We start from the raw sequence: 25552 nt of genomic DNA on the forward strand, positions 1-25552 counted from the left end.
GCGACGTTGCGCGGGGGCTGCTCAGGCAGGTGCGGGTGCCGGCGGGGCGGTCGGGTCGAAGACCGGTGGGTACCGGCGCCACGGCAGCCGCCGCTCCAGCTCCCCGGCGATCCAGAGTAGCCGCCCCTCCGCCCCCGGGGGGCCGACCAGCTGGACGGCCAGCGGCTGCCCGCTGGACCGGGTGCCGGCGGGCAGCACGAGGGCCGGGAGGCCGGCGAGGTTCCAGGCCGCCGTCCACGGCGCCCAGCGGGCGTTCGCCGCCACGTTGGCCAGGAAGGACCGCTCGTGCCAGGGCCGGGCGGGCAGCGGCGGCCCGGTCGTCACGGGCGTCAGCAGGACGTCGACGTCCGAGAAGAAGCGCGTCGACCGCGCGCGGAAGCGCTCCGCCGTCGCGGGCCGGACCAGGCCGGCCGCCCGGACGGCCCGCCCGATGCGGGCGTGGGTGCGGCTGCGCGGCTGCAGGTCGGCGAGCGGGACGCCGAGGTGCGCGGCGTCGTCGGCCGCGCCGGCCATCCACCGGGCCAGCGTCCCGGTCACGGCCCCGGGGGTGACCGGCGGGTCGCGGCGGACGACGGTGTGCCCGGCGGCGGCGAGGGCGGCGGCCACCGCCTCGACCGCCGCGCGGGCCGGCCCGTCGGGGCGGGCACCGGGCACCGGCGAGCGGGTGGAGACGGCGACGCGCAGCGGCCGCCCGGGCGCCGGCGGCGCGGCCGGCTCCTCCCCCGCCAGGACCGCGTGCGCCAGCGCGAGGTCGGCCACGGTGGTGGCCAGGGCCCCGTTGACCGCCATGCCCGACCAGTCGTCGGCGCCGATGCCGCCGGGGACCACGCCCCGGCCGGGCTTGAGGGCGACCAGCCCGCAGGCGGCCGCCGGCAGGCGCAGCGAGCCCAGGCCGTCGTTGCCGTGGGCGAGCGGGACCGCCCCGGAGGCGACCGCCGCCGCGCTGCCGCCGGAGCTGCCGGCCGGCGAGCGGGCGGTGTCCCAGGGGTTGCGGGTGACCGTGCCGGGCCCGTCGGTGGCGGCGTAGAGGCACAGCTCGGGCACCCGGGTGACGCCGACGACGACCGCCCCCGCCCGCCGCAGCCGGGCGACGACCTCCGCGTCGCGCGCCTCCGGCGGCCCGGTGCGGCCCGCGACGCCGTCGGTGCGGACCTCCCCGGCGACGGCGACGTTGTCCTTGACCGCGACCGGCACCCCGGCCAGCGGCATCGCGAAGCGGGTGAGCGCGGTGTCGACGGCGTGCGCCTCGGCCAGCGCGGCCTCCCGGCGGACGACGCGGAAGGCGCCGACCCGCGGCTCGACCGCGTCGAGGTGGGCCAGGTGCGCGCGGAGGACCTCCACGGCGGTCAGCTCCCCGGACCGCACCCGGGCGGCCAGCTCGGTGGCCGGCAGGCCGACGACCCCGGCCCCGCGGGGCGCGACCGGGCCGTCCCCGTCCGGCCCGGCGCCGACCCGCAGACCTCGGCTAGCGTCCATGCCTGGACCGTAACCGCGGCCACCGACACGATCCGAGCGGAGGCGGGATGGCGTACACGGGCGACGTCGAGGTGGGCGGACCGGCCGACGTCCGGGAGCTGCAAGGGCTCGTAATCAGCAAGCTGGCGGTCAGCGAGATGGCCAACAACGCCTACCTCCTGCGCGACCCGGACACCGGCGAGGCGCTGCTCGTCGACGCCGCCGCCGAGCCCGGTGCGCTGCGCGCGCTGATCGGCGACGCCGACGTGCACACCGTCGTCACCACGCACGGGCACTGGGACCACCACCGCGCGCTGCCGGAGGTGGTCCGGGCCACCGGGGCGGTCACCGTCGCGCACCCGGCGGACGCCGGCGACCTGCCCGTCCCCGTCCAGCGGCCGGTCGACCACGGCGACACCGTGCGGGTCGGCCGGCAGACCCTCGAGGTGGTGCACCTGCGCGGCCACACCCCGGGCAGCATCGCGCTGGTCTGGCGCGGGCCCGAGGGGGCCGGCACGCACGTCTTCACCGGCGACAGCCTCTTCCCCGGCGGCGTGGGGAAGACCTGGTCGCCGGAGGACTTCACCAGCCTGGTCGACGACGTCGAGGACCGGCTGTTCGGCGCGCTGCCCGACGACACCTGGGTCTACCCCGGCCACGGCAGGGACACCACGCTGGGCGCCGAGCGCCCGCACCTCGGGGAGTGGCGCGCCCGCGGCTGGTGAGGCGCGGTCCGCGCCGGTCACCCCGCGGTGCGCCTCAGGCCGCCGGGCGCGGGGCGCGCACGTCGGGGTGGTCGGCGAACAGCGGCGGCAGGTAGCGCAGCATCAGCGCCGACCAGGTGACGTGGGTGAGCACCGAGGCCTGGATGCCGCCGGTGACCCGCCGCTGCAGGCCGAACAGCGCGCCCATGACCAGCGAGGCGAGCAGCAGGGCCGGGTTGCGGGTCGCCGCCGTCGCCAGCCCGTAGACCGCGGTCGAGGTGACCACCGGGCGGTCCACGCCGATGGCGGCGTACAGCGCGCCGCGGAAGAAGACCTCCTCGGCGACGCCGTTGAGCAGCGCCGTGGTCGCCACCAGCGGCGTCGAGCCCTGGTGCGCGTAGCGCACGACCCGGGTGATCGCCCGGTCGAGGACGGGGACCCGGCGGGCCACCAGGGCCGCGCCGTAGAAGGCGCCGAAGGCGCCGATCCCGGTGGCCACAGGGGTCACCACGGGGCGGCGCAGCTGGTGGTCGGGGGTGGCCATCCAGCCGAGGTGCAACGGACCCGAGGCCAGCCCACCGGCGACCCAGGTGCCGGCGACGGCCATCGTGAGGCCGTAGAAGGACGGCGAGCCCGGCGTCGTCGACAGCGACACCCCGAGCAGCCCGGCACCCCCCAGCGCCACCCCCGCGGTCACCCGCCGGCGGCGGCGGAAGGCCGCGTCGGTCTCGCGGTGGTCCCGCGGGACGGGCTCGACCAGCCAGCGCGGCAGCCGGCCGGCCGCCCGGGCGAGCAGGCCGCCGCGCCGTGGGCTCACGAGCGGGCGCCGCGGGCGAGCAGGCCGCCGCGGCGGACGTGGGCCGCGTGCCGGCGGGCGGCCGCCCGCTCCCCCAGGGCCACCAGCACCATCTCGTCGTAGTCCACCGGCTCGAACGGCACGACCGTGCGGATCGCGTCGTCGGTGACGACCACCTCGTTGATCATCGAGTCGACCAGCGAGCGGCCGGTGGTCACGTCGACGTCGGTGACCAGGGCCAGCCACCGCGAGGACAGGCTCGGTGTCAGCAGCGGCACCGGGATGACGAACAGGTGCCTGCCCTGGATGTCGGCGACCCGGGTGAGCATCTGCAGGTAGGTGAGCACCTCGGGGCCGCCGACCTCGAACACCCGGCCCGCGGCGTCGGGCGCCTCGACGACGCCGGCCAGGTAGCGGACGACGTCGGCGACGGCGATCGGCTGCGTGCGGGTGTGCACCCAGCGCGGGGTCACCATGGCCGGCAGGTGCCTCACGAGCTGGCGGGTGATCTCCCAGGAGACGCCGCCGTGGCCGACGATGATGCCCGCGCGCAGGGTCGTGACCGGGACGCCGGTCGAGCCGAGCAGCCGCTCCACCTCGCGGCGGCTGCGCAGGTGCGGGGAGAGGTCGTCGCCGTCGCGGCCCAGGCCGCCGAGGTACACGATGCGTTCCAGCCCGGCGTCGGCGGCGGCGCGGGCGAAGGTCCGCGCGGCCTCGGCGTCCTTGCGCTGGAAGTCGGCGTCCCCGAGGGAGTGGACGAGGTAGTAGGCGGCCGTGCAGCCGCGCAGCGCCCGCCGCAGGGACTCCTCGTCGGCGACGTCGCCGGCCACCGGCGTGCCGGCGCCGCGGTAGTCGTCCGGCCGGCGGGTCATGGCGCGCACGTCGTGCCCCGCCTTCACCAGGGCCGGCGCGAGCCGGCCGCCCACGAACCCGGACGCGCCGGTGACGAGGAGGTGCATGGGGTCCATCTACCCGGGGGCCCCGACCGGAACCCCGCCGCTCCGCGTGGCGCGGGGCCGGCTGCCGTCCCCCGGCGGCGGGGTGCGCGGGCGGCCCCTCCAGCGTCCCCGCGGGGACGCCGGAGGGGCCGCCGTCAGGCCCGTGTCCGGTCAGGCCACGGTGTCGTGCGCGTGCTCGTGGTCGTGCTCGAGGCCGCCCCCGCCCGGCGGCACCTCGAAGGTCCCCTCCGGGCCGGCCGGGGCCGGCAGCTCGAACGGCCGGCCGGGGACCTCCCGGCCGGGGACGCCGTTCACCGGCTCCGTCGAGGAGGCGAACGTCAGCATCGCGAAGGCGATCAGGTCGCTGTTCACGTCGAGGGCGTCCTCCGCCAGGTTGTCGATCGTGTCGCAGGCCAGGTGGTAGCACGGGTCGAACGACTCACCGGCGACACCGCCCCAGATCGCCGCCTGCTCCTCGGTCTTGACGACCTCGGCACCGGTGAACAGGCCACCGGAGGGGATGCCGGCCTCGATGAACGCCTCGTAGTCGCTGCGGCCGGAGTACTCCGCGTCGTCGTAGGGGACGCCGACCGCGGTGTAGTAGGACTCGTAGACGTCCTCGATGGCCGTCGACCCTGCCGGGATCGGGACCGGCGCCGGCCAGGTCGACTGGTCGGAGTCGTAGACCATCTGCACGTGGTTCGGCGACGCCACCATGTCGTAGTTCATGTACAGCGCGATCCGGTCCCGCTCGGCCTGCGGCAGGCTCTCGACGTACGCCGCGGACCCGAGCAGGCCCAGCTCCTCGGCGCCCCACCAGCCGAAGCGGATGGTGTTCTGCGGCTTGCTGTTCGCCATCATCAGCGCGGTCTCCAGCAGGGCCGACGAGCCGGAGCCGTTGTCGTTGATGCCCGGCCCCGCGGGGACGCTGTCGAGGTGGGCGCCGGCCATGACGACGTTGCTGGTGTCCTCGCCGGCGAGCTCGGCGACGACGCTGACGTCGGTGCGCGTCTCCGGCTCCTGCACCGCCACCCGGGCGGTGCTGCCCTCCGCGGCCAGCGCCCGCCCGTCCGCGAAGCTCGCCCCCACGACGGGCACGGACGCCACGTAGGGGTCCAGGGTGCCGACGACGAGACCCTCGGTGGACGCCTCGGTGCCCGAGTTGAGGACGACGACCGCCTCGGCGCCCGCAGCGACCGCGTTCTGCACCTTGACCGCGAAGGTGCAGGTCCCGCGCTGGACCAGCGCGATGTCACTCGAGCCCCCCAGGGCTGCGCCCGCGAAGTCGCTCGCCTCGCAGCCGCTGGTGGAGGCGCGCGGCGGCTCCAGGGCGAGGTCGATCGGGACCACCGTGCCGGTGACGTCACCGGCACCGCTGTTGGTGAACACGCTGCTCTCGTAGGTGGCCGGGCTCGTCCCGGTCCGGTCCAGGACCGCCGGGAAGTCGAAGCGGAACTCCACCGGCGCGGTGGTCACGTCGTAACCGGCCTCCTCCAGCAACCCGGAGACGTGGTCCACGCTCGCCGCGTATCCCTGCGTGCCCGCCGCCCGGCTGTCCGGGTACACCGGGTCGGTGCTGGCGTCGGCGATCGCCTGGAAGGCGCGCTGGTGCTCCATGACGCCGTCCGGCGTCACGCAGTCGAGCAGCTTCGCGTAGGTGTTGTTGGTGCGCTCGTCGCACCCCCTGCCCGGCGCCGCACCGGCCGCGGTGACCGGGAGCGCCAGGGCCAGCAGCAGTCCGCTGCCCCCCAGCGCGATGACGCGGGACGTCGTCTGTCGTCGGCTCACACTCATCCCCTCGCTGACCGCCCGGCGGCGGGACCGGCGCCGGACGCCGACTCCGTCGTCGGCCCCGTGACTCTCACCCGGGCCGACGACCGTTGCCCAGCGCCAGGTTATGACTGCCCTGCGTCACCAGGCCGGCGCCGGACGGCCGGACACGCGACCCGACCTGGGCGTCGGCGAGCCGGCCGCCGTGGACACTCCGGGCGGCAGTCGTCACGCTGAGCACGGGAGGCGCGACGGTGCGTCGCAGGTCAGTCCTCGAAGAGGGCGACCAGCTCGTCGGGGGTGCCGGCCACGTGCAGCGGGACGACGGACACCGTCCACTCCGGTCGCCGGGCGTCGATGCCGATGGCGAGGTCCCAGGCGGCGCGGGCGGACAGCGGCCCGAAGCACGCGTCGTCACCGTCCTCGCCGAGGGCGACCTCGACCAGCCAGGCGTCGGACAGGTCGGCGGCGAGCTCGGCGAAGTCCGGCTCGGTGCCGTCCTCCGGTTCGGGCTCGTCGGCCTGCACGGGGTAGACGATGGCCATGGCGGGCTCCTCCTAGAGCTGGATGCCGCGGGTGAGCGCGCCGTCGACGACGAGGTTGGTGCCGGTGGTGAAGCTGGAGACCGGGCTGGACAGGAAGACCACGGCCCGCGCCATCTCCTGAGGCGTCCCCATCCGCCCGGTCGGGTTCAGGCCCAGGGCCGTCCCGTACAGGTCCGGCATGGCCGTCTCGGCGCCCTGCCAGAACCCGTCGTCGAAGTAGGTGTTGCCCGGCGAGACCACGTTGGCGCGCACGCCCCGGCCGGCCAGCTGCAGTGCCAGCCCGGATACGTAGCCGACGATGGCGGTCTTCATCGTCCCGTAGGGGCCCGAGGCGAAGTCGGCCTCCCGCCCGGAGACGCTGGAGATCGCCACGATGGACCCCCGCCCGCTGGCCTCCAGGTGCGGCAGCGCGGCCTTGGCCAACCGCACCGTGTGCATCAGGTCGACCTCGAAGCCCGTGTACCAGTTCTCCTCGGTGTCCGGGACGGCGATCGCGCTGACGTTGGCGACGACGGCGTCCAGGCCGCCGAGCCGGCCGGCGGCGTCGCCCACCCAGCCGGTGAGCGCCCGCCCGTCCCGGACGTCCAGGCGGACGCCGGTGGCCTTGCCGCCGCGCTCCGCGACGGCCGCCTCGGTCGCCTCGATCTCGGCGGCGTCCCGGGCGCAGAACTCCACGACGGCGCCCTCGTCGACGAACGCCTCGACGATGGCGCGGCCGATGCCGCGGGTGCCGCCGGTGACCAGCACGCGGGCGCCGGTGAGCTGCAGGTCCATCGGTGTGTCTCCCGGTCTCAGCGGAGGGTGGCCGCGCGGCGGCGGAGGTCGTCGTGCAGGCCGCCGTACGCCGACGCCCGCGGCAGCAGCGCCTTGGGCGCCTTGACCACGGAGCTGTAATTGGCGTCGACGACGTTGGCGATCGGCGCCCGGACGGTCTGGGACAGCAGCTGGTAGGCGTCCATCGGGTGCAGCCCGTACAGGTCGCGGAACCAGCGGACCAGCTCCGTGGAGGCGATCCGCCAGGCGTCCTCCAGCGGGCGGCTGGAGCCGACGGTCATCCAGTGCGCGTCGTCCTCCAGCCGCGGCCAGGCCGGTGCAGCTCCGAGGGCACCGCCCTTGATCAGCTCGACGATGAGCGTGGTGGTCATCGCGCCCTCGACGGCGGTGCCGCAGGCCTCCCCCTCGCCCTGCCGGTAGTGGCCGTCGCCGACGGAGAACAGCGCGCCCTCGACGTTCACGCCGAGGTAGCAGGTGGTGCCCGGGCGCATCTGCGGGGTGTCCATGTTGCCGCCGAACCGCTCGGGCACCAGCGAGCTGCGCACCTCCCCGCCCATGGGGGCGACGCCGACCGTGCCGAGCATCGGTTCCACCGGCAGGGCGATCTCCAGGTCGGTGTGCCGGGCGGCGAAGGTGACCGTGTTGGCCGCGCGGTCGAGCTCGTAGATCCAGGTGGTGTCCGGCAGCGCCTCCTGCAGGGTCGCCGTCACCGCGGTGCTGGTGAGCCCGCCGAAGAACGGGATGGCGGCCGAGGCGCCCCAGTCCCGGGCCGGCTCCATCGCGACGAAGTGCAGCGCCAGGGTGTCCCCGGGCTCCGCGCCCTCCACGTGGAACGGCCCGGTCTGCGGGTTCACGAAGCGCAGGTCGACCTTCTCGCTGGACAGGTCGGAGGTCGTGCGCAGCACGCCGCCGAACGCGTCGTCGGACCACACGCGCAGCGCCGTCCCCGGGGTGACCCGCCGGAGGGGCGCGACGCCGCCGAAGGTGTAGGCGTACTGCTCCGCCGTGGGCGTGACCTCGACGACGTCCATGGCCGCACCCTAGGGACGCGCCGCTCCGGTCGGCAACGCCACGTCAGCGCCCCGCAGCCGGACCCGGTCGGGCGTCAGCTCCGCGACCGACGGGACGCCGAGCAGCGCCAGCGTGCGGGTGACCTCCGTGGCGAGGATGTCGGCGGCCCGCTGCACCCCGCGCTCCCCCCCGGCCATCAGCCCGTAGAGGTAGGCGCGCCCGACCAGGCAGGCGCGGGCGCCGAGGGCGACGGCGGCGACGACGTCGGCGCCGTCGAGGATGCCGCCGTCGAGGTACACCTCGGCGCGGTCGCCGACGGCGGCGACCACCGCGGGCAGCTCCTCCAGCGGCGTGGGCGCGCGGTCCAGCTGGCGGCCGCCGTGGTTGGACACGACGACGGCGTCGGCACCGGCGTCCACGACCGCGCGGGCGTCCTCCGCCGTCTGCACGCCCTTGACGACCAGCGCCCCGCGCCAGTTCTCCCGCAGCTCGGCCAGGTCGGCGAGGGTGGCGGCCGGCTCGAAGACCCGGTCGGCCAGCTCACCGACCGTGCCGCCCCAGGAGCGCAGCGAGGCGAACTCCAGCGGCTCGGTGGTGAGCAGGTCGACCCACCAGCGCGGGTGGACGGCGGCGTTGGCCACCGTGCGCAGGGTCAGCGCCGGCGGGATGGTGAACCCGTTGCGGACGTCGCGCAGCCGCGGTCCGGCGACCGGGGTGTCCACGGTGAGCACCAGCGCCTCGTAGCCGGCGCGGGCGGCCCGCTCGACCAGCGCGGCGCTGGCCTCGCGGTCGCGCCACAGGTAGAGCTGGAACCAGCGGCGGGCGCCGGGGGCCGCCGCGGCCAGCGCCTCGATGGTCGTCGTCCCCATGGTGGACAGCGCGTACGGGATCCCCACCCGCTCGGCCACCCGGCCCACCGCGGACTCGCCCTCGGTGTGCATGAGCCGGGTGAAGCCGGTCGGTGCGAAGACCAGCGGCAGGGACGACGGCCGGCCGAGGACCGTGGTGGAGGTATCCACCTTCGACACGTCGCGCAGCACGCTCGGCCGGAACTCCACCCGGGCGAAGGCCTCCCGGGCGCGGCGCAGGCTGAGCTCGCTGCCGGCGGCGCCGTCGGTGTAGTCGAAGACCGCGCGCGGTGCCCTCCGACGGGCGATCTCGCGCAGGTCGGCGACGGAGGGGGCGGCGGCCAGGCGGCGGTCGGTCGCGTCCCAGGTGGGGCGGCGGGTGTGCACCAGCTCGCGCAGCTCGGACCAGCGGGGCAGGCGGCGCTCGACCACGGCGGACCTCCTCGGACTCGGGTCCACCACCCTCCCAGTCCCGCGGTCAGGGCGCAGCGGGCAGCCGGTCGGGCAGCCGGCGGATCCGCGCGGCCTGCCGGCGCCCGGGCCCGCACAGCCAGGCGGCGGACGAGGCGATCGCCCCGGGAGCCGCGCTGCACGGCGGCTCCCGGGCCCACACCGCGGGTCCGGTCCGGAGCCGACCGGCTCAGTCCGACCGGGTGGCCCGCACGGTCAGCGGCTCCCGGCCGCGGCCGGCGTGCCCACCCGCCGGGTCGCCGACCGGCAGCCAGCGCGCCCACCAGCGCAGCAGGTGCCCCAGCCGCGCCTGCCGGTGCCGGGGCCGGCCGGTGCCGCCGATGTCGGCGCCCTCACCGGGGAACAGCAGCAGCTCCGCGGGCACGCCGCGGCGACGGAGGTCGGTGTAGCGCCGCGCCGCCTGCTCGGCCGGGTACCGGCGGTCCTCGTCGCCGTGCACCACCAGCGTCGGCGTGCGGACGTCGCCGAGGCGGGCGGGCGGGTCCTCGCCGAGGACCTGCTCGGGGCCCCACGCGTCGGTGAACGCGCTCTCCACGACGGCGGCGGCGAAGCGCGTCGTGCGGCCGGTGAGCACGCCGGCCAGCCAGCCGCCGTAGCCGGTGCCGGCCACCCCGACGCGGTCGGCGTCGAGGGCCGGGTCGGCCAGGACGGCGTCGAGGAAGGCGACCGCGTCGTCGGCGTCCACCGCACCGCCGGCGCCGAGCACGGCGCGGGCGTGTGCCTCCCCGTGGCCGGCCGAGCCGCGCGGGTCGCACCGGACGACGGCGTAGCCGGCCGACACCAGCGCCTGGGTGTCCACCGACAGCGCCCAGCCGTCCTGCCGGTGCGGACCGTCGTGCAGGACGAGCAGCACCGGGTGCGGCCCCGGCCCGTCCGGTGCGGTCACCCGGCCGCGCAGCTCGCCGCCGCCCGGCCCGCGGACGGCCCGGCCGGCACCGCGGTGCAGGCGCCCGGTGGCACCGAGCGCGCGGCCGAAGCCGGTGAGCAGCCGCCGCCGGCCCGGCGTGACCGCGACGAGTTCGCCGGCCGACCGGTCGTGCCCCACGGTGGCGACGACGACGCCGCCGGCCGCGGCCACCCCGTGCACGGTGAACGGCCCGTCGACGAGGGTCGCCGTCGGCCCGCCGTCCAGCGGCACGCGCAGCAGCTCGACGGCACCGGCCCGCCGCACGCCGAGGAGGGCGGCTCCCCCGGCCAGCACGGTGCCCGGTGTCGGGTCGCCGCGGTCGGTGCCGGCGGGGTCCAGCACCGGCTCGGGCGCACCGCCGGTCGCCCGCACCCGGCACAGCGTCGCCCCGCGCCCGGCGGCGTCCAGCCCGTCGGGGCCCAGGTCCGGTCGGGCGGTCAGCCAGATCCAGCGGCCGGCCGGGTCGTAGGCCGGCCGCGAGCACTCCGCCCGGCCGTCGGTGACCCGGCGCAGCGTGCCCCCGGCCGCCGGGACGGCGTAGACGTCGCGCACCCGGTCGCGGTCGGCACGGGCGTGCCGGGCGGAGACGAAGGCCAGCTCGGCGCCGTCCGGGCTCCAGGTGACGTCGGCGTCGTCGGCGGCGCCGTCGGTGACCTGGCGGGGGCGCGGCAGCGGGGCCGCGTCGTCCTCCCCGTCGGGCGGGAGGTCGAGGACGAAGACGTGCCGGCGCCGGTCGGTGACCACCCCGACGCCGTCGGCCTGCCAGCGCAGCGTGGTCACCAGCCACGGCGGCTGGGCGGCGCGGTCGGCGCCGGAGCGGTCCACCTGGGGCACGCGGGCGGTGTAGGCCAGCCGGCGGGAGTCCGGGGACCACACCGGGCGGCCGGCACCCAGCGGGTGCGCGGTCAGCTGCCGGGGCGCGCCCCCGGCGGTCGGCAGCAGGTGCAGCTGCGGCCGGCCGTCCGGGTCGGCGGCCCGGTAGGCCACCCAGCGGCCGTCCGGGGAGAACACTGGGTCGGTGTCCCGGGCCCCGGTGGTCAGCGGGCGGGCCGGCGCCGAGCCGTCGGTGGGCACCGCCCACAGCCGGCTGCGGTCGGCGTCGCCCCCGAGGTCGGCGCGGGTGACCGCCACGACGGCCATGCGCCCGTCCGGGGAGACGGTGGGGACGCCGGGGGAGCGCAGCAGCGCGACGTCGTCAGAGTGCACGGTCGTCAGGGCGCACGGTCGTCAGGGCGCACGGTCGTCAGGGCACACGGTCGGGCGCACGGTCCCCCCGCGCGACGCGCTCAGCGGCGGCGGGTGTCCTCCCCGGCCGTGCGCTCCTCCGCCTGCTCGGCGAGCCGCGGCTCGGCCTCGGCCAGCGCCTCCGGGCCGCGGGAGGGGATCCGCTCGGCCTGCTCGGGCTCCACCACGGGCTCGTCCCGCTCGGCGACCATGCCGCGGGTCTTGAGCAGGCTGGCGACCGTGGCGATGACCAGCACGCCGAGGATGACGGTGAGCGACAACCAGATCGGGATGGTCGGGACCGCGTCGATGTGCTCGCCGCCGTTGATGAACGGCAGCGTGTTCTCGTGCAGGGCCTCGAGGATGAGCTTCACGCCGATGAAGGCGAGGACGACGGCCAGGCCGATCGACAGGTAGACCAGCCGCTTGAGCAGCCCGCCGAGCAGGAAGTACAGCTGCCGCAGGCCCATGAGCGCGAAGACGTTCGCGGTGAACACGATGAACGGCTCGCGGGTGAGCCCGAAGATCGCCGGGATGCTGTCGAGGGCGAACACCAGGTCGGTCGTCGCGAGGGCCAGGAACACCACGATCATCGGGGTGAAGAACTTCTTGCCGTTCTCCGTGACCCGGATCTTGCTGCCCTGGAAGTCCGAGGTGATGGGCAGCACCCGGCGCATCTGGCGGATGAGGGCGTTCTCCTCGAACTCCTCGTCGTCCCCGCGGTGCCGGACCAGGTTGATGGCCGTGTACACCAGGAACGCGCCGAAGATGTAGAAGACCCAGGTGAAACGCTCGATGAGCGCCGCGCCGGCCAGGATGAAGAGGCCGCGCAGCAGCAGCGCGATGATGATGCCGACCATCAGGACCTCCTGCTGCAGGTGCCGCGGCACCCGGAAGCGGGCCATGATGATCACGAAGACGAAGAGGTTGTCCACCGACAGCGAGTACTCGGTGAGCCAGCCGGCGTAGAACTCCGTCGCGTACTGCCCGTTGGTCAGGCCGAGGATCACCAGGCCGAACAGCAGGGCGAGGCCGACGTAGAAGGTGACCCACAGGGTCGCTTCCTTCATCGAGGGCTCGTGCGGGCGGCGCACGACGATGGCGAGGTCGGCGAGCAGCAGGAGTGTCAGTCCCACGAACGTCGCAACCTCGAACCAGGCGGGGAGTTCCATGCGGTCGTGTCCTCCGGGGACTGGCAGCGTCAGTACCGGAGGTCTCTCCCACCGCCGGCCCAGGGCCGGCGACCGGCAGCACCGGAGGTCATGGGACCTCGTGATGACGACGCTGCCGCGCGGGGATACTCCCCTCCACCGTGCACCCCCGGCGCGGAGCAGCCGTCGCCGGCGCCCGTCCGGGTCGTGGCGCTCACCGTACCGGCTGCGCGGGGCGTCCTCGATTCGAGGTGCCGGGTGACCCGACCGCTGGCACCGGGCGCGGTCGTCCGCCTGCACGGCACCGGGCCGCCCCGCTGCTGCGGGACGGCCCGGTGGCGGACGGTGCCGGTGTCAGCGGCGGCCGCGCGGGGAGCCGCTGGGCAGCTGCCCGCCGGCGTCGGGAACGGCGGCGTCGGTGACGGCGGCGTCGTGCGGCGAGGGCGGCGCCTCGCCCGGCGCGGTGGCGTGCGGGTCGTGGTCGCCAGGGCCCATCGCCACCAGCCCCTCACGGCCGGCGGCCTGGTCCCCCGCGCCGGTCGGCGACCCGAGGCCGCGGGCCCGGTCGCGGCGGTTCTTGACCAGGCTCGCCACCGTCGTCACGACCAGGGTGGCCAGGATGACCGTCAGGGACAGCCAGGTCGGCACCTCGGGGATCACGGTCACGTGCTCGCCACCGTTGATGAACGACAGCTCGTTCTCGTGCAGGGCGTGGATGAGCAGCTTGACGCCGATGAAGCCGAGGATCACGGCCAGGCCGTAGGAGAGGTACACCAGCCGGTCGAGCAGCCCGTCGATGAGGAAGAACAGCTGCCGCAGGCCGAGCAGCGCGAAGGCGTTGGCGGTGAAGACCAGGTAGGTCTCCTCGGTCAGCCCGAAGATCGCCGGGATGGAGTCGACGGCGAACAGGATGTCGGCGCTGGCGATGGCCAGCAGCGCGATGGCCAGCGGGGTGATGTACCGCTTGCCGTCGATCGTGGTGACCATCCGGTCGGAGTGGTAGTCCTGCGTGGTGGGCAGGACCCGGCGGGCCAGCCGCAGGACGCTGTTCTCCTTGAACTCCTCGTCGTGCGAGTGCCCGCCGCTGCGCGCCTGGGCCACGGCGGTCCAGATCAGGAAGCCGCCGAAGACGTAGAAGATCCAGCTGAACTGCTCGATCGCGGCGGCGCCGATGAAGATGAACACGGTCCGCAGCGCCAGCGCGAAGGCGATCCCGAACAGCAGCACCTTCTGCTGCAGCTCCCGGGGGACGGCGAAGCTGGCCATGATCAGCACGAAGACGAACAGGTTGTCCACCGAGAGGCTCTTCTCGGTGATGTAGCCGGCGAAGTACTCCCCGGCGTACTGGCCGCCGGAGAACCACAGCACCAGCAGGCCGAACACGATGGCGATGGCGATGTAGACCGCCGACCAGGTCGCTGACTCGCGCAGCGAGGGGGCGTGCGGGGTGCGCACGTGGCCGACGAAGTCGAACACGAGCATCCCGACGACGGCGGCGATCGTCAGGGCCCACACCCAGAAGGGCACGTCCACGGCAGGAACCTCCGGTGACTCGGCGGCGCACGGCGCCGCGATGTCGGACCTGAGGTCTCTCCCGCTCCCCCGGCGACGGGGGAACCGGCTGTGCCGGGGGTCCACGGGGACCCCGTACTGACGACACCGCCGCGCGGGGATACTCCCCTCCACGAGCACGACCGCGGACGCCGGCCCACCCAGGTGGGCCGCCGTCGAGCGGTCACGTCACCATCAGACGCTACCGGACGGCGCGGTGTTCCCCGGACACGCGCGAGTTCACCCAGACGTCACCCCCGCCCACCCCGTGCGAGCGAGCGGTGGGGAGACGCGGCCGCTCTAGGCGTGTGCGGCGTCGAGCTGGCGGAGTTCCTTCTTCAGCTCCGTGAGTTCGTCGCGCAGCCGGGCGGCGACCTCGAACTGCAGCTCCCGCGCAGCGGCCAGCATCTGGTCGTTCATCTGGGTGATCAGGTCGGCCAGCTCGGCGCGCGGCAGCCCCTGGGTGTCGATGCCGCCGGCCTTCGCCCGCGCCTTCGAGGACAGCCCGGGCACCGGGGCCTTGCCGCGGGACTGCTGCCGACCCGACCCGCCCAGCAGCTCGGTGGAGGTCTCGGTCTCCTCCGCCGCGCGGTAGATGCCGTCGAGGATGTCGACGATCTTCTTGCGCAGCGGCTGCGGGTCGATGCCGCGCTCGCGGTTGTAGGCGATCTGCTTCTCGCGGCGCCGGTTGGTCTCCTCGATCGCCTGCGCCATCGACGGGGTGATGGTGTCGGCGTACATGTGCACCTGGCCGGAGACGTTGCGCGCCGCGCGGCCGATCGTCTGGATGAGCGACCGGTTGGACCGCAGGAAGCCCTCCTTGTCGGCGTCGAGGATGGCCACCAGAGAGACCTCGGGGAGGTCCAGGCCCTCACGCAGCAGGTTGATGCCGACCAGCACGTCGTACTCACCCTGCCGCAGCTCGCGCAGCAGCTCCACGCGGCGCAGCGTGTCCACCTCGGAGTGCAGGTAGCGCACCTTGATGCCGAGCTCGAGCAGGTAGTCGGTGAGGTCCTCGGCCATCTTCTTGGTCAGCGTGGTGACCAGGACCCGCTCGTCCTTGTCGGTGCGCAGCCGGATCTCGTGCACCAGGTCGTCGATCTGGCCCTTGGTCGGCTTGACGACGACCTCGGGGTCGACCAGGCCGGTGGGGCGGATGACCTGCTCGACGACGTCGCCCTGGACCCGGCCCAGCTCGTAGTCGCCCGGGGTGGCCGACAGGTAGACGGTCTGGCCGATCCGGTCGGTGAACTCCTCCCACTTGAGCGGCCGGTTGTCCATGGCCGACGGCAGCCGGAAGCCGTGCTCCACCAGGGTGCGCTTGCGGCTCATGTCGCCCTCGTACATGCCGCCGATCTGCGGCACCGTCACGTGCGACTCGTCGATGACCAGCAGGAAGTCGTCGGGGAAGTAGTCGATGAGGCAGGCGCCTGCGCTGCCCGGGGCGCGCCCGTCGATGTGCCGCGAGTAGTTCTCGATGCCGGAGCAGAAGCCGACCTGGCGCATCATCTCGATGTCGTAGGTGGTGCGCATGCGCAGCCGCTGGGCCTCCAGCAGCTTGCCCTGCCGCTCCAGCTCGCCCAGCCGCTGCTCCAGCTCGGCCTCGATGGTGGCGATCGCGCGCTCCATCCGGTCGGGGCCGGCGACGTAGTGGGTGGCCGGGAAGACGAACAGCTCGTCGACCTCGCGGACCACCTCCCCGGTGAGCGGGTGCAGGTAGTACAGCCGCTCCACCTCGTCGCCGAACATCTCGATCCGGCAGGCGAGCTCCTCGTAGACCGGGAAGACCTCGATGGTGTCGCCGCGCACCCGGAAGGTGCCGCGGGTGAACGACAGGTCGTTGCGGGTGTACTGCTCGGTGACCAGGGTGCGCAGCAGATCGTCGCGGTCGCGCTCCTCGCCGACCTTGATCTTCAGCGCCCGCTCGACGTACTCCTCCGGCGTCCCCAGGCCGTAGATGCAGGAGACGGTGGAGACGACGACGACGTCCCGCCGGGTGAGCAGGCTGTTGGTGGCCGAGTGCCGCAGCCGCTCGACCTCCTCGTTGACCGACGAGTCCTTCTCGATGTAGGTGTCGGTCTGCGGGACGTACGCCTCGGGTTGGTAGTAGTCGTAGTAGGAGACGAAGTACTCGACCGCCGCGTCGGGCATGAGCTCGCGGAACTCGTTGGCCAGCTGCGCGGCCAGCGTCTTGTTCGGCGCCATCACCAGCGTCGGGCGCTGCACCTGCTCGATCAGCCAGGCCGTCGTCGCCGACTTGCCGGTACCGGTGGCGCCGAGCAGCACGGTGTCGGTGGCGCCGGCCCTGACCCGCTCGGCCAGCGCGGTGATCGCGGCGGGCTGGTCGCCGGAGGGCTCGAACTCGCTGACGACGCGGAAGCGCCCGCGGGTGGGCCGGAGGTCGGTGGTGGTGCGCACGGGACGACGGTACGACCGGCCAGTGACGGGACGGCGCCGCTGAGCCGTGGGCGCACGCGCGGGACGGGCGGGACGCCGGGACCGGCGGTGCGGTGCTTGCACCCGTCCGGGGAGCCGCCTAGCGTCCCCCGTCGCAGGAGCGGTGACCGCCGGGGCCAGCGCCACCCGGGGTCACGGATCCCGGACGAGGTCGGTCCCGGCGTCGCCGCCCGCCCTGCGCACGACGCCCCCTGCGGAGACGCCCGCGGGGGGCGTCGTCGTCCTCCCTGCCCGGGCCCCGCCCGCGGTGAGCGGGGTCTCCGCGGCGCCGCGTCCGGGGAGGATTGGGCCGCGTCGCGGCCGGGAACGACCACCCGGAAGACCACGCGCACCGACCTCCCCGCCCGCGGCCCGCGGCGGGAGGCCACCGGCCCCCGGCGACCGGGGGCGCCAAGCAGGAGGACCTCGCAATGAACCTGGTGTGGCCCGGCACCGCCTACCCCCTCGGGGCCACCTACGACGGCACCGGCACCAACTTCGCGATCTTCAGCGAGGTCGCCGAGAGGGTCGAGCTCTGCCTGTTCGACGCCGACGGGGTCGAGAACCGCATCACGCTGCCGGAGATGGACGGCCACGTCTGGCACGCCTTCCTGCCCGGGGTCCAGCCGGGGCAGCGCTACGGCTACCGCGTGCACGGGCCCTACGACCCGTCCCAGGGCCTGCGCTGCAACCCGACCAAGCTGCTGCTGGACCCCTACGCCAAGGCGATCGACGGGCTGGTCGACTGGGACCAGTCGGTCTTCGGCTACGACTTCCGGACCCAGGAGCGCAACGACGAGGACTCCGCGCCGCACATGCCGAAGTCCGTCGTCGTCAACCCCTACTTCGACTGGGGCGTGGACCGCCCGCCGAAGACGCCCTACCACCGGACCGTCATCTACGAGGCCCACGTCAAGGGCCTGACGATGACCCACCCCGACGTCCCGGAGGAGCTGCGCGGCACCTACGCCGGCCTGGCCCACCCCGCGGTCGTGAGCTACCTGCAGGACCTCGGCGTCACCGCCATCGAGCTCATGCCGGTGCACCAGTTCGTGCAGGACGACACGCTGCTGCAGAAGGGCCTGCGCAACTACTGGGGCTACAACACCATCGGCTTCTTCGCGCCGCACAACGAGTACGCCAGCAACACCGACAACGGCATGCAGGTGCAGGAGTTCAAGGGCATGGTCCGCACCATGCACGAGGCCGGCATCGAGGTCATCCTCGACGTGGTCTACAACCACACCGCCGAGGGCAACCACCTGGGCCCCACGCTCTCGTTCAAGGGCATCGACAACCGGTCCTACTACCGGCTGGTCGAGGGCGACGAGCAGTACTACATGGACACCACGGGCACCGGGAACTCGCTCAACGTCCGCACCCCGCAGTCGCTGCAGCTGATCATGGACTCGCTGCGCTACTGGGTGACCGAGATGCACGTCGACGGCTTCCGCTTCGACCTGGCCTCCACCCTGGCCCGCCAGTTCCACGAGGTGGACCGGCTGTCGGCGTTCTTCGACCTCGTGCACCAGGACCCGATCGTCAGCCAGGTGAAGCTCATCGCCGAGCCGTGGGACGTCGGCGAGGGCGGCTACCAGGTCGGCAACTTCCCCGCGCTGTGGACGGAGTGGAACGGCAAGTACCGCGACACCGTCCGCGACTACTGGCGCGGCGAGCCGTCGACCATCGGGGAGTTCGCCAGCCGGATCACCGGCTCGGCCGACCTCTACCAGCACTCCGGCCGGCGCCCGATGGCGAGCATCAACTTCGTCACCGCGCACGACGGGTTCACCCTCGACGACCTGGTCTCCTACAGCGAGAAGCACAACGAGGCCAACGGCGAGGGCAACAACGACGGCGAGAGCCACAACCGCAGCTGGAACTGCGGCGTCGAGGGGGAGACCACCGACAAGGAGGTGCTCACCCTGCGCGCGCGGCAGCGGCGCAACTTCCTGGCCACGCTGATGCTCAGCCAGGGCGTGCCCATGCTGCTGCACGGCGACGAGCTCGGCCGCACCCAGCAGGGCAACAACAACGGCTACTGCCAGGACTCGCCGCTGACCTGGGTCCACTGGGACGAGGTCGACGAGGGGCTGCTGCAGTTCACCAAGGCGGTGACCCGGCTGCGCGCGGACCACCCGACGTTCCGCCGCCGCCGCTTCTTCCACGGCCGCCCGGTGCGCCGGGGCGAGGGCGACCCGGTGCAGGACGTCGCCTGGCTGACGCCGGCCGGTGACCTGATGACCGAGGACGACTGGGACGCCGGGTTCGCCAAGTCGGTGGCCATGTACCTCAACGGTCACGGCATCCGGTCCACCGACGAGCGCGGCGAGGAGGTGCTGGACGACCACTTCTACCTGGCGTTCAACGCCCACCACGAGCCGATCGAGTTCTGCCTGCCGTCGGACGAGTACGCGGGCAGCTGGACCGTCGTCCTCGACACGGCGGAGATGGGCGAGGTGGAGCCGCGGGAGGTCAAGGCCGGCGAGACGCTGACGCTGCAGGACCGCTCCATGGTCGTCCTCAGCGCGCCCCGCCGTTCGTGAGCGGGCCGGTCGTGAGCGGGCCGGTCGTGAGCGGGTCCGCGCCGCTGAGCCCGGACCGCCGCCGCGACGTCCCGACCGGGACCTACCGCCTGCAGGTCACCGCCGACTTCACCCTGGACGACGCCGCCGCCGTGGCCGGCTACCTGGCCGACCTCGGCGTCAGCCACGCCTACACCTCCCCGCTGCTGCGGTCGGCGGCGGGCAGCACGCACGGCTACGACACCGTCGACCACGCGCACATCGACGAGCCGCGCGGCGGCCGGGCCGGCTTCGACCGGCTGGTCGCCGCGCTGCACGAGCAGGGGCTCGGCCTGGTGCTGGACCTGGTGCCCAACCACATGGGCATCGCCGACCCGGCCGAGGCGCCCTGGTGGTGGGACGTGCTGCGGCACGGGCGGGACAGCGCCCACGCGGCCGCCTTCGACGTCGACTGGGACTTCGGCGGCGGCCGGGTGCGCGTCCCGGTGCTCGGCTCGGCCGACGACGTCGAGAAGCTCGAGGTGGTCCGGACGGAGGACGGCCCGGAGCTGCGGTACTACGACAACCGCTTCCCCGTCGCGCCGGGCACCGGCGAGGGCACGCCGCAGGAGGTGCACGACCGGCAGCACTACGAGCTGGTCGACTGGCGGCGGGCCGACCGCGACCTCAACTACCGGCGGTTCTTCGCGATCAACACCCTCGCGGGGCTGCGCGCGGAGGACCCGGCGGTCTTCGAGGCCACCCACCGGCTGGTGCTGGACCTGGTCGCCGGGGGCGCGGTCGACGGGCTGCGGATCGACCACCCCGACGGCCTGGCCGACCCCAAGGGGTACCTGGACCGGCTGGCCGAGGCCGCCGGCGGTCGGTGGACCGTCGTGGAGAAGATCCTGGAGCCGGGCGAGGACCTGCCGGGGTCGTGGCGGGCCGCCGGGACGACCGGCTACGACGCGCTGGCCGAGGTCGACCAGGTGCTGGTCGACCCGGGCGGCGAGGCGCGGATGAGCGCGCTGGACACCGAGGTCTCCGGCGCCCCGGTCGACTACGCGGAGCTGGTGCGGCGGAGCAAGCGCGAGGTGACCGACGGGATCCTCGGCTCGGAGCTGGCCCGGCTGGTGCGGGTGATCGGCGAGCTGCCGGGGGTGTCCCGGGAGGACGGGCTGGAGGCGCTGGCCGAGCTGCTGGCGTCCTTCCCGGTCTACCGCACCTACCTGCCCGACGGCCGCGAGCACCTGGACGCCACGGTGGCCGCCGTGCGGGAGCGCCGTCCCGACCTCGCCGCCGCCCTGGACGCGCTGCACCCGGTGCTGTCCCAGGCCGGCAGCGAGGCGGCGACCCGCTTCGAGCAGACCAGCGGCCCGGTCATGGCCAAGGGCGTCGAGGACAGCGCCTACTACCGCTGGGCGCGCTTCGTCGTGCTCAACGAGGTGGGCGGCGACCCGGCGCGGTTCGGCAGCACGGTCGAGGAGTTCCACGAGGCGCAGCGGCGCCGCGCGGAGGGCCGGTCGGCGTCGATGACCACGCTGTCGACCCACGACACCAAGCGCAGCGAGGACACCCGGGCCCGGCTGGCCGTGCTGGCCGAGCTCGCCGGGGAGTGGGCCGACCTGGTCCGCGGGCTCCTGACCCGCCACCCGCTGCCCGACCGGCCGCTGGCGCACCTGGTGTGGCAGAACCTGGTCGGGGCGTGGCCGCTGTCGCGGGAGCGGGCGCACGCCTATGCGGAGAAGGCCGCCCGCGAGGCGGGCCTGTCGACGACGTGGACCGACGTGGACGAGGAGTTCGAGACCGCGCTGTACGAGATGGTCGACGCGGCCTACGACGACGAGCGGACCTCCGCGGAGATCGAGCGGTTCGTCGCCCGCATCACGCCGTCCGGCCGGTCCAACTCGCTGGCGCAGAAGCTGCTGCAGCTGACCATGCCCGGCGTCCCGGACGTCTACCAGGGCACCGAGCTGTGGGACCACTCGCTGGTCGACCCGGACAACCGCCGCCCGGTCGACTACGCGGAGCGCCGCCGGCTGCTGGCCCGGCTGGACGACGGGGAGGTGCCCGGGGTCGACGACACCGGCGCGGCCAAGCTGCTCGTGGTGTCCCGGGTGCTGCGGGCCCGCCGGGAGCACCCGGAGTGGTTCGCCGGGTACGAGCCGGTGACGGCGTCCGGCCCGGGCGCCGACCACCTGGTGGCCTACGACCGGGGCGGCGTGGTGCCCGTGGCGACCCGGCTGCCGGTGGGCCTGTCGATCGCCGGCTGGGGCGACACGGCGCTGCAGCTGCCGACCGGGGCCTGGCGCGACCTGCTCACCGGCGGGCGGCACGTGTCCGACGCCGGTGGCCTCCCGGTGGCCGCGCTGCTGGAGCGGTTGCCGGTCGCCCTGCTCGTGCACGACCAGCCGGGGACGGCGCCGGCGGCCGGGTGAGAGGGAGGTCACGCCGCCGTCCGCGGGCGGCGGCGTGGCCTGGCCGACCTGTGGGGCCGGTGTCGTCTCGCCGTGACCCGGCCGTTACCTTGGCTCCGCACCCGGGATCAGAGTCCGGGTGCCGGAGCCGATCCGCCGAACCCCGTCCGTCGGCCGCCGTACCTCCTGCACAGCCAGGACGGGGGTGGGGGACCCATCTCGGCGCCCGGCCGCACCGGCCGCGCGTCTCGGGGTGAAGCCGTGCGTGCACGGCCGGGGCACCGATCGCCCCGAACCCGACAGCTCACCTCGCAGGCGGCGGATCGGGAGTCCCCTCATGCGCTCGTCCTCTTCCCGCGTGCCCGCACGCGCCCTGCGCCGCGGCGCCGTCGTCCTCACCGGGGCAGCGGCCGTCTCCCTCGGCGTCCTCACCGGGCCGGCCTCGGCCGCCCCCGCCAACGACTGGGACGCCGTCGCCCAGTGCGAGTCCAGCGGCAACTGGGCCATCAACACCGGCAACGGCTACTACGGCGGCCTGCAGTTCAGCGCCAGCACCTGGGCGGCGTTCGGCGGCCAGGAGTACGCGTCCAACGCCCACCTGGCGACCAAGGCGCAGCAGATCGCGGTCGCCGAGCGCACGCTCGACGTCCAGGGCCCCGGCGCCTGGCCGAACTGCGGCAAGGCACTGGACCCGTCGGCCCCCGAGGCGGGCGCGGCCCCCGCGGCCGCTCCGGCCCCGGCTCCCGCCGCGCCGGCCGCCGGCGGGGCGACGTACACCGTCGTCGCCGGCGACACGCTCGGCAGGATCGCCGGGCAGCAGGGCGTGGCCGGTGGCTGGCAGGCGCTGTACGCGGCCAACGACGACCAGCTGGCCGGCCCGCACGTGATCCGGGTGGGTCAGGTCCTGCAGCTGCCGTGACCCCTCCCTGAGGCGCCGATCACGGCGCCGTGACCGCCCCCGGAGCCCGTCCGGTGGTCACGGCGCCATGATCGCGGCGACGCCGGCCGCTCAGAAGCGGATGGCGTCGATCACCCTGGCGCGGACGGCGATGACGGCGGGGAGCAGCCCGGCCAGCGCGCCGACCGCGGTGGCGGCCACCAGCCCCTCCACCGCCGCCGCGACCGGGAAGCCGGGGGTGTCGGCCAGCGGCACTCCGCCGTTGAGCAGCGACTCCAGCGGCAGGCTGCGGACCAGCACCACCGACAGCGCCACCGCCCCCAGCCCGGCCATGAACGTGGCGCAGACGCTCTCCAGCATGATCGCGGAGAAGATCCGCGACGAGGTGGCGCCGAAGCTGCGCCGCACGCCGATCTCCCGGATCCGCTGGCGGACGGTCACCAGCCCGATGTTGAGCACGCCCAGCCCGCCGAGGACGAGCACCACGGTGCCCGCCCCGCGGATGGCCAGCCGGAGCAGGCCGAGGGTCTCCTCCAGGCCCTCGGAGTCCTGCCGGTAGGCGTCCACCTGGGCCCCGCCGAGCGCCAGGCCCAGGTCGTTGGCGACCACCGCCATCACCTCGTCGGCCTGCTCGGGCGGCACCCACAGCTCCAGCGTCGACGAGCCGTGGGCCATCGCCGCCGGGTCGGCCGGACCCGGCTCGTCCCACGGGCCGGCCGACCGGTCCACCCGGTAGGCGAGCAGCTCCTCGCCGTGGCCCTCGCGGACCACGCCCACGATCGCGGCCCGCACCGGGCGCGACCCGCTGATGACGACGGTCGGGCGGGTGCTCAGGTCCGGCACGCCGAGCGCGCCGAGGAACGCCTCGTTGACGACGACGGCCGGCGCCAGGCTGTCCCGGTCGCCCTCACGCAGCCACCGGCCCTCGACCGGCTCGACGCGGTGCAGCGGCCCGTAGGACGGCGAGACGCGCCGGGTCTGCACCGACCGGGTACCCCCGGGCAACCGGAAGCGGGTCTCCTCGTGGGCGATGCTCGCCGTCCCGGTGATCCCGTACCGCCCGGTGAGGTCGGTGACGGCCGCGTCCCACTCCCCCGCGGCCGGCGGCATCCCGGTCTGCGGGTCGTAGGCGGTGACCGCGACGGTGGCCGGGCGCCCGCCGTAGCGCTCGCCCTGCTCCTGCTGCACCTGGGCGACGATGAGGCCGAGCGCGGTCACCGTGGTCATGGCGAAGACGGCCAGGAAGACGCCGACGAGGGAGAGCACCACGCGGGCCTTGTGCACCCGCACCTCGCTCCACGCCTCGGCGAGCGTGGCCAGCACCGGGGTCACCGGGCGGCCTCCGGGACCGGCGCGGCCGCGTCGGCGAGCGGCGTGAGCCGGCCGGCGTCCAGCCGGTAGCGGCGGTCGGCGAGCCGGGCGACGTTCTGGTCGTGGGTGATCGTGACCAGCGCCGCGCCGCCGGCCGCGGCGGCCCCGGCCAGCAGCGCCATGACCTGCGCGCCGGTCTCCACGTCGAGGGCGCCGGTCGGCTCGTCGGCCAGCACCACCCGCGGCGCGCGCACCAGCGCCCGGGCGATGGCCACCCGCTGCTGCTCACCACCGGAGAGCCGCTCGGGGACCATGTCGGTGCGGGCGCCGAGGCCCACCCGGTCGAGCATCGCGCGCGCGGTGGCTCGCCGGCGCAGCACGTCGCGGCCGCGGGCGTACAGCAGCGGGGCGGCCACGTTCTCCTCCGCGGTGCGCCGCGGCAGCAGGTTGAACTGCTGGAAGACGAAGCCGAACACCTCGCCGCGCAGCCGGGCCCGGCGGCGGGCGCGCAGCGCGCCGGTCGGCTCCCCGTCGAGCAGGTACTCACCGCCGGTGGGGGTGTCCAGCAGCCCGAGGATGTTGAGCAGGGTCGACTTGCCCGACCCGGAGCGGCCGACGACCGCCACGTGCTCGCCGGCGGCCACCTCCAGGTCGACGCCGGTGAGGATCGGCAGCACGCCGCCGTCGGGCAGCACGACCTCGCGGCTGATGCCGCGCAGCGACAGGAGGGTCATCCGTACGGCCCGGCCATCCCCGGCTCCTCGACGGTGTCGTCGGGCACCGGCACGAACAGCAGCAGCTGGTCGCCCTCGGCCAGGCCCTCGCGGACCTCGACCTGCTCGCCGTCGGTGAGCCCCAGGACGACCGACCGCTCCTCCTGGGCGCCGCCGGGGCCGACCACCCAGACGTTGCCGCGCTGCACCGAGCCCTGCACGGCGGTCACCGGGACGACCAGCACGTCCTCGGCCAGGCCGGCGTCCACGACGACCGTGGCGGCCATGCCGGCGAACACGGTGGTCCCGGCCGGGACCCGGCAGCGGGCGGTCGTGCCGCCCTGCCCCCCGCCGGCGGCGGCCGGGTCGGGGACGACGGCGTCGGGGCCGGCGGCCGGGTCAACCGGGGCGGCCGGCGCGCCCATCGTCAGCTCGGTGCACGGGAACGGGGCCGGCCCGCCCTGCACCTCGACCTGCGCGGTGGACGGCGGGGCGAGCAGCCGGAACTGGTCGTCCTGGGTGAGCGTCGCGGTGACCGACAGCGTCCCCGGGGAGACGGCCGCGACCCGGTCGCCGACCGCGACGACCTGGTCGACCAGCACGTCGACGGCGCCGACGGTGCCCGCGGCGGGCGCGCGGACGGTCGTCGTCCGCACCAGCGGCTCCCGCGGCGTGCTCGTCGGGTTGCCGTCGGCGTCGGTGCCGGTGACCGGCGCGCGGTCCTCCTCCCAGCGCACCTCCAGCACCGCGTCGCCCTCGGCGACCACCTCGCCGGGCTCGACCAGCACCCGCCGGACCGTGCCGGCCCGGGTGGCCCGGACCGGGACCGCGGCGTCGGCGACCACCGTGCCCTGCACGGTGACCGTGTTGGCGACCGTGCCGCGCGCGACGGGGACCACCGGGGAGGTGAGGTCGACCGGCGGCGCGCCCCCGGACACCGGCGCGGCCTCCCCGCTGCCCCCGCGGAAGGCGAGCACCACGAGCGCGGCGGCGATGACGGCCCACACCAGCAGCCGGAGCACCGGCAGGACGACGGTGCGGAGCGTGCTCGGGGCGCTGCTCATGGGACTCCTCGGCGGCGGTGGGGCGGCGCGGCGGGCCCCTGCGGTAGCGCACGGTAACGACACC

Annotated in this window: 19 protein-coding genes and 1 riboswitch; of the genes, 4 read left to right on the forward strand and 15 right to left on the reverse strand. The window is 75.1% G+C overall.

Annotation, left to right across the window (positions count from 1 at the left end; translation table 11 throughout):
- Nucleotides 1-21: 21 nt before the first annotated feature.
- Nucleotides 22-1476, reverse strand: coding sequence for an amidase (locus CHB98_RS06455; RefSeq protein ID WP_089304740.1), 1455 nt, complete (start codon nt 1474-1476; stop codon nt 22-24).
- Between the two features lie 47 nt (nt 1477-1523).
- Between CHB98_RS06455 and CHB98_RS06460 the strand changes: the two genes are divergently transcribed.
- A complete protein-coding gene (locus tag CHB98_RS06460) occupies nt 1524-2180 on the forward strand; it encodes an MBL fold metallo-hydrolase (RefSeq protein WP_089304741.1) in 657 nt (218 codons plus the stop codon).
- Between the two features lie 34 nt (nt 2181-2214).
- On the opposite strand, the gene CHB98_RS06465 is transcribed toward CHB98_RS06460, so the two are convergent.
- The 11 genes from CHB98_RS06465 to uvrB form a co-directional block, all read right to left on the reverse strand.
- Entirely contained in the window at nt 2215-2976 is a 762-nt protein-coding gene (locus CHB98_RS06465) for a CPBP family intramembrane glutamic endopeptidase (protein WP_089304742.1), read from the reverse strand.
- Nucleotides 2973-3914, reverse strand: a complete 942-nt coding sequence (locus CHB98_RS06470; RefSeq protein ID WP_089304839.1) for an NAD(P)H-binding protein — start codon at nt 3912-3914, stop codon at nt 2973-2975. The genes CHB98_RS06465 and CHB98_RS06470 overlap by 4 nt, the downstream gene beginning before the upstream one ends.
- A gap of 150 nt (nt 3915-4064) precedes the next feature.
- Entirely contained in the window at nt 4065-5687 is a 1623-nt protein-coding gene (locus CHB98_RS06475; protein ID WP_089304743.1) for a M28 family peptidase, read from the reverse strand.
- 242 nt (nt 5688-5929) lie between these two features.
- Nucleotides 5930-6208: a hypothetical protein gene (locus CHB98_RS06480; protein ID WP_089304744.1), complete on the reverse strand. Its 279-nt coding sequence runs from the start codon at nt 6206-6208 to the stop codon at nt 5930-5932.
- A 12-nt stretch (nt 6209-6220) separates the two neighbouring features.
- Entirely contained in the window at nt 6221-6982 is a 762-nt protein-coding gene (locus tag CHB98_RS06485) for an SDR family NAD(P)-dependent oxidoreductase (protein ID WP_089304745.1), read from the reverse strand.
- Between the two features lie 17 nt (nt 6983-6999).
- Entirely contained in the window at nt 7000-8013 is a 1014-nt protein-coding gene (locus CHB98_RS06490) for an acetamidase/formamidase family protein (RefSeq protein ID WP_089304746.1), read from the reverse strand.
- A 9-nt stretch (nt 8014-8022) separates the two neighbouring features.
- Nucleotides 8023-9273 (reverse strand): alpha-hydroxy acid oxidase, encoded by a 1251-nt coding sequence (locus tag CHB98_RS06495; RefSeq protein WP_089304747.1) that lies wholly within the window; start codon nt 9271-9273, stop codon nt 8023-8025.
- A gap of 208 nt (nt 9274-9481) precedes the next feature.
- Nucleotides 9482-11425, reverse strand: a complete 1944-nt coding sequence (locus CHB98_RS06500) for a S9 family peptidase (protein ID WP_089304748.1) — start codon at nt 11423-11425, stop codon at nt 9482-9484.
- Nucleotides 11426-11505: 80 nt separating this feature from the next.
- Entirely contained in the window at nt 11506-12615 is a 1110-nt protein-coding gene (locus CHB98_RS06505) for a TerC family protein (RefSeq protein WP_089304749.1), read from the reverse strand.
- Nucleotides 12616-12948: 333 nt separating this feature from the next.
- A complete protein-coding gene (locus tag CHB98_RS06510; RefSeq protein WP_089304750.1) occupies nt 12949-14127 on the reverse strand; it encodes a TerC family protein in 1179 nt (392 codons plus the stop codon).
- 318 nt (nt 14128-14445) lie between these two features.
- Nucleotides 14446-16563 (reverse strand): excinuclease ABC subunit UvrB, encoded by a 2118-nt coding sequence (gene uvrB, locus CHB98_RS06515; protein ID WP_089304751.1) that lies wholly within the window; start codon nt 16561-16563, stop codon nt 14446-14448.
- 449 nt (nt 16564-17012) lie between these two features.
- Between uvrB and glgX the strand changes: the two genes are divergently transcribed.
- From glgX to CHB98_RS06530, 3 genes are all read left to right on the forward strand, one after another.
- A complete protein-coding gene (gene glgX / locus CHB98_RS06520) occupies nt 17013-19127 on the forward strand; it encodes a glycogen debranching protein GlgX (RefSeq protein WP_089304752.1) in 2115 nt (704 codons plus the stop codon).
- Nucleotides 19128-19138: 11 nt separating this feature from the next.
- Nucleotides 19139-21523, forward strand: a complete 2385-nt coding sequence (gene treY / locus CHB98_RS06525) for a malto-oligosyltrehalose synthase (protein ID WP_245820958.1) — start codon at nt 19139-19141, stop codon at nt 21521-21523.
- A 144-nt stretch (nt 21524-21667) separates the two neighbouring features.
- Nucleotides 21668-21835: riboswitch (cyclic di-AMP (ydaO/yuaA leader) on the forward strand.
- A gap of 25 nt (nt 21836-21860) precedes the next feature.
- Nucleotides 21861-22421, forward strand: a complete 561-nt coding sequence (locus CHB98_RS06530) for a LysM peptidoglycan-binding domain-containing protein (RefSeq protein ID WP_281251836.1) — start codon at nt 21861-21863, stop codon at nt 22419-22421.
- Nucleotides 22422-22511: 90 nt separating this feature from the next.
- Here the strand turns inward: CHB98_RS06530 and CHB98_RS06535 are convergent, their stop codons facing one another.
- The 3 genes from CHB98_RS06535 to CHB98_RS06545 are packed head-to-tail and all read right to left on the reverse strand — an operon-like array spanning nt 22512 to nt 25488.
- Nucleotides 22512-23732: an ABC transporter permease gene (locus CHB98_RS06535; RefSeq protein ID WP_089304754.1), complete on the reverse strand. Its 1221-nt coding sequence runs from the start codon at nt 23730-23732 to the stop codon at nt 22512-22514.
- Nucleotides 23729-24445, reverse strand: coding sequence for an ABC transporter ATP-binding protein (locus CHB98_RS06540; RefSeq protein WP_089304755.1), 717 nt, complete (start codon nt 24443-24445; stop codon nt 23729-23731). Before CHB98_RS06540 ends, CHB98_RS06535 begins: the two co-directional genes overlap by 4 nt.
- On the reverse strand, nt 24442-25488 hold the full coding sequence (locus CHB98_RS06545) for an efflux RND transporter periplasmic adaptor subunit (protein ID WP_089304756.1): 1047 nt from the start codon (nt 25486-25488) through the stop codon (nt 24442-24444). Before CHB98_RS06545 ends, CHB98_RS06540 begins: the two co-directional genes overlap by 4 nt.
- Nucleotides 25489-25552 lie beyond the last annotated feature (64 nt).

Source organism: Geodermatophilus pulveris, assembly GCF_900188375.1.
Taxonomy (GTDB): domain Bacteria; phylum Actinomycetota; class Actinomycetes; order Mycobacteriales; family Geodermatophilaceae; genus Geodermatophilus; species Geodermatophilus pulveris.

Bases quoted from the DNA above. Each gene is read 5' to 3' on its own strand.
- glgX (WP_089304752.1), top strand. From the start codon at position 17,013: ATGAACCTGGTGTGGCCCGGCACCGCCTACCCCCTCGGGGCCACCTAC.
- CHB98_RS06480 (WP_089304744.1), bottom strand. From the start codon at position 6,208: ATGGCCATCGTCTACCCCGTGCAGGCCGACGAGCCCGAACCGGAGGAC.
- CHB98_RS06460 (WP_089304741.1), top strand. From the start codon at position 1,524: ATGGCGTACACGGGCGACGTCGAGGTGGGCGGACCGGCCGACGTCCGG.
- CHB98_RS06485 (WP_089304745.1), bottom strand. From the start codon at position 6,982: ATGGACCTGCAGCTCACCGGCGCCCGCGTGCTGGTCACCGGCGGCACC.
- CHB98_RS06545 (WP_089304756.1), bottom strand. From the start codon at position 25,488: ATGAGCAGCGCCCCGAGCACGCTCCGCACCGTCGTCCTGCCGGTGCTC.
- CHB98_RS06490 (WP_089304746.1), bottom strand. From the start codon at position 8,013: ATGGACGTCGTCGAGGTCACGCCCACGGCGGAGCAGTACGCCTACACC.
- CHB98_RS06505 (WP_089304749.1), bottom strand. From the start codon at position 12,615: ATGGAACTCCCCGCCTGGTTCGAGGTTGCGACGTTCGTGGGACTGACA.
- CHB98_RS06455 (WP_089304740.1), bottom strand. From the start codon at position 1,476: ATGGACGCTAGCCGAGGTCTGCGGGTCGGCGCCGGGCCGGACGGGGAC.
- CHB98_RS06475 (WP_089304743.1), bottom strand. From the start codon at position 5,687: ATGAGTGTGAGCCGACGACAGACGACGTCCCGCGTCATCGCGCTGGGG.
- CHB98_RS06470 (WP_089304839.1), bottom strand. From the start codon at position 3,914: ATGCACCTCCTCGTCACCGGCGCGTCCGGGTTCGTGGGCGGCCGGCTC.
- CHB98_RS06540 (WP_089304755.1), bottom strand. From the start codon at position 24,445: ATGACCCTCCTGTCGCTGCGCGGCATCAGCCGCGAGGTCGTGCTGCCC.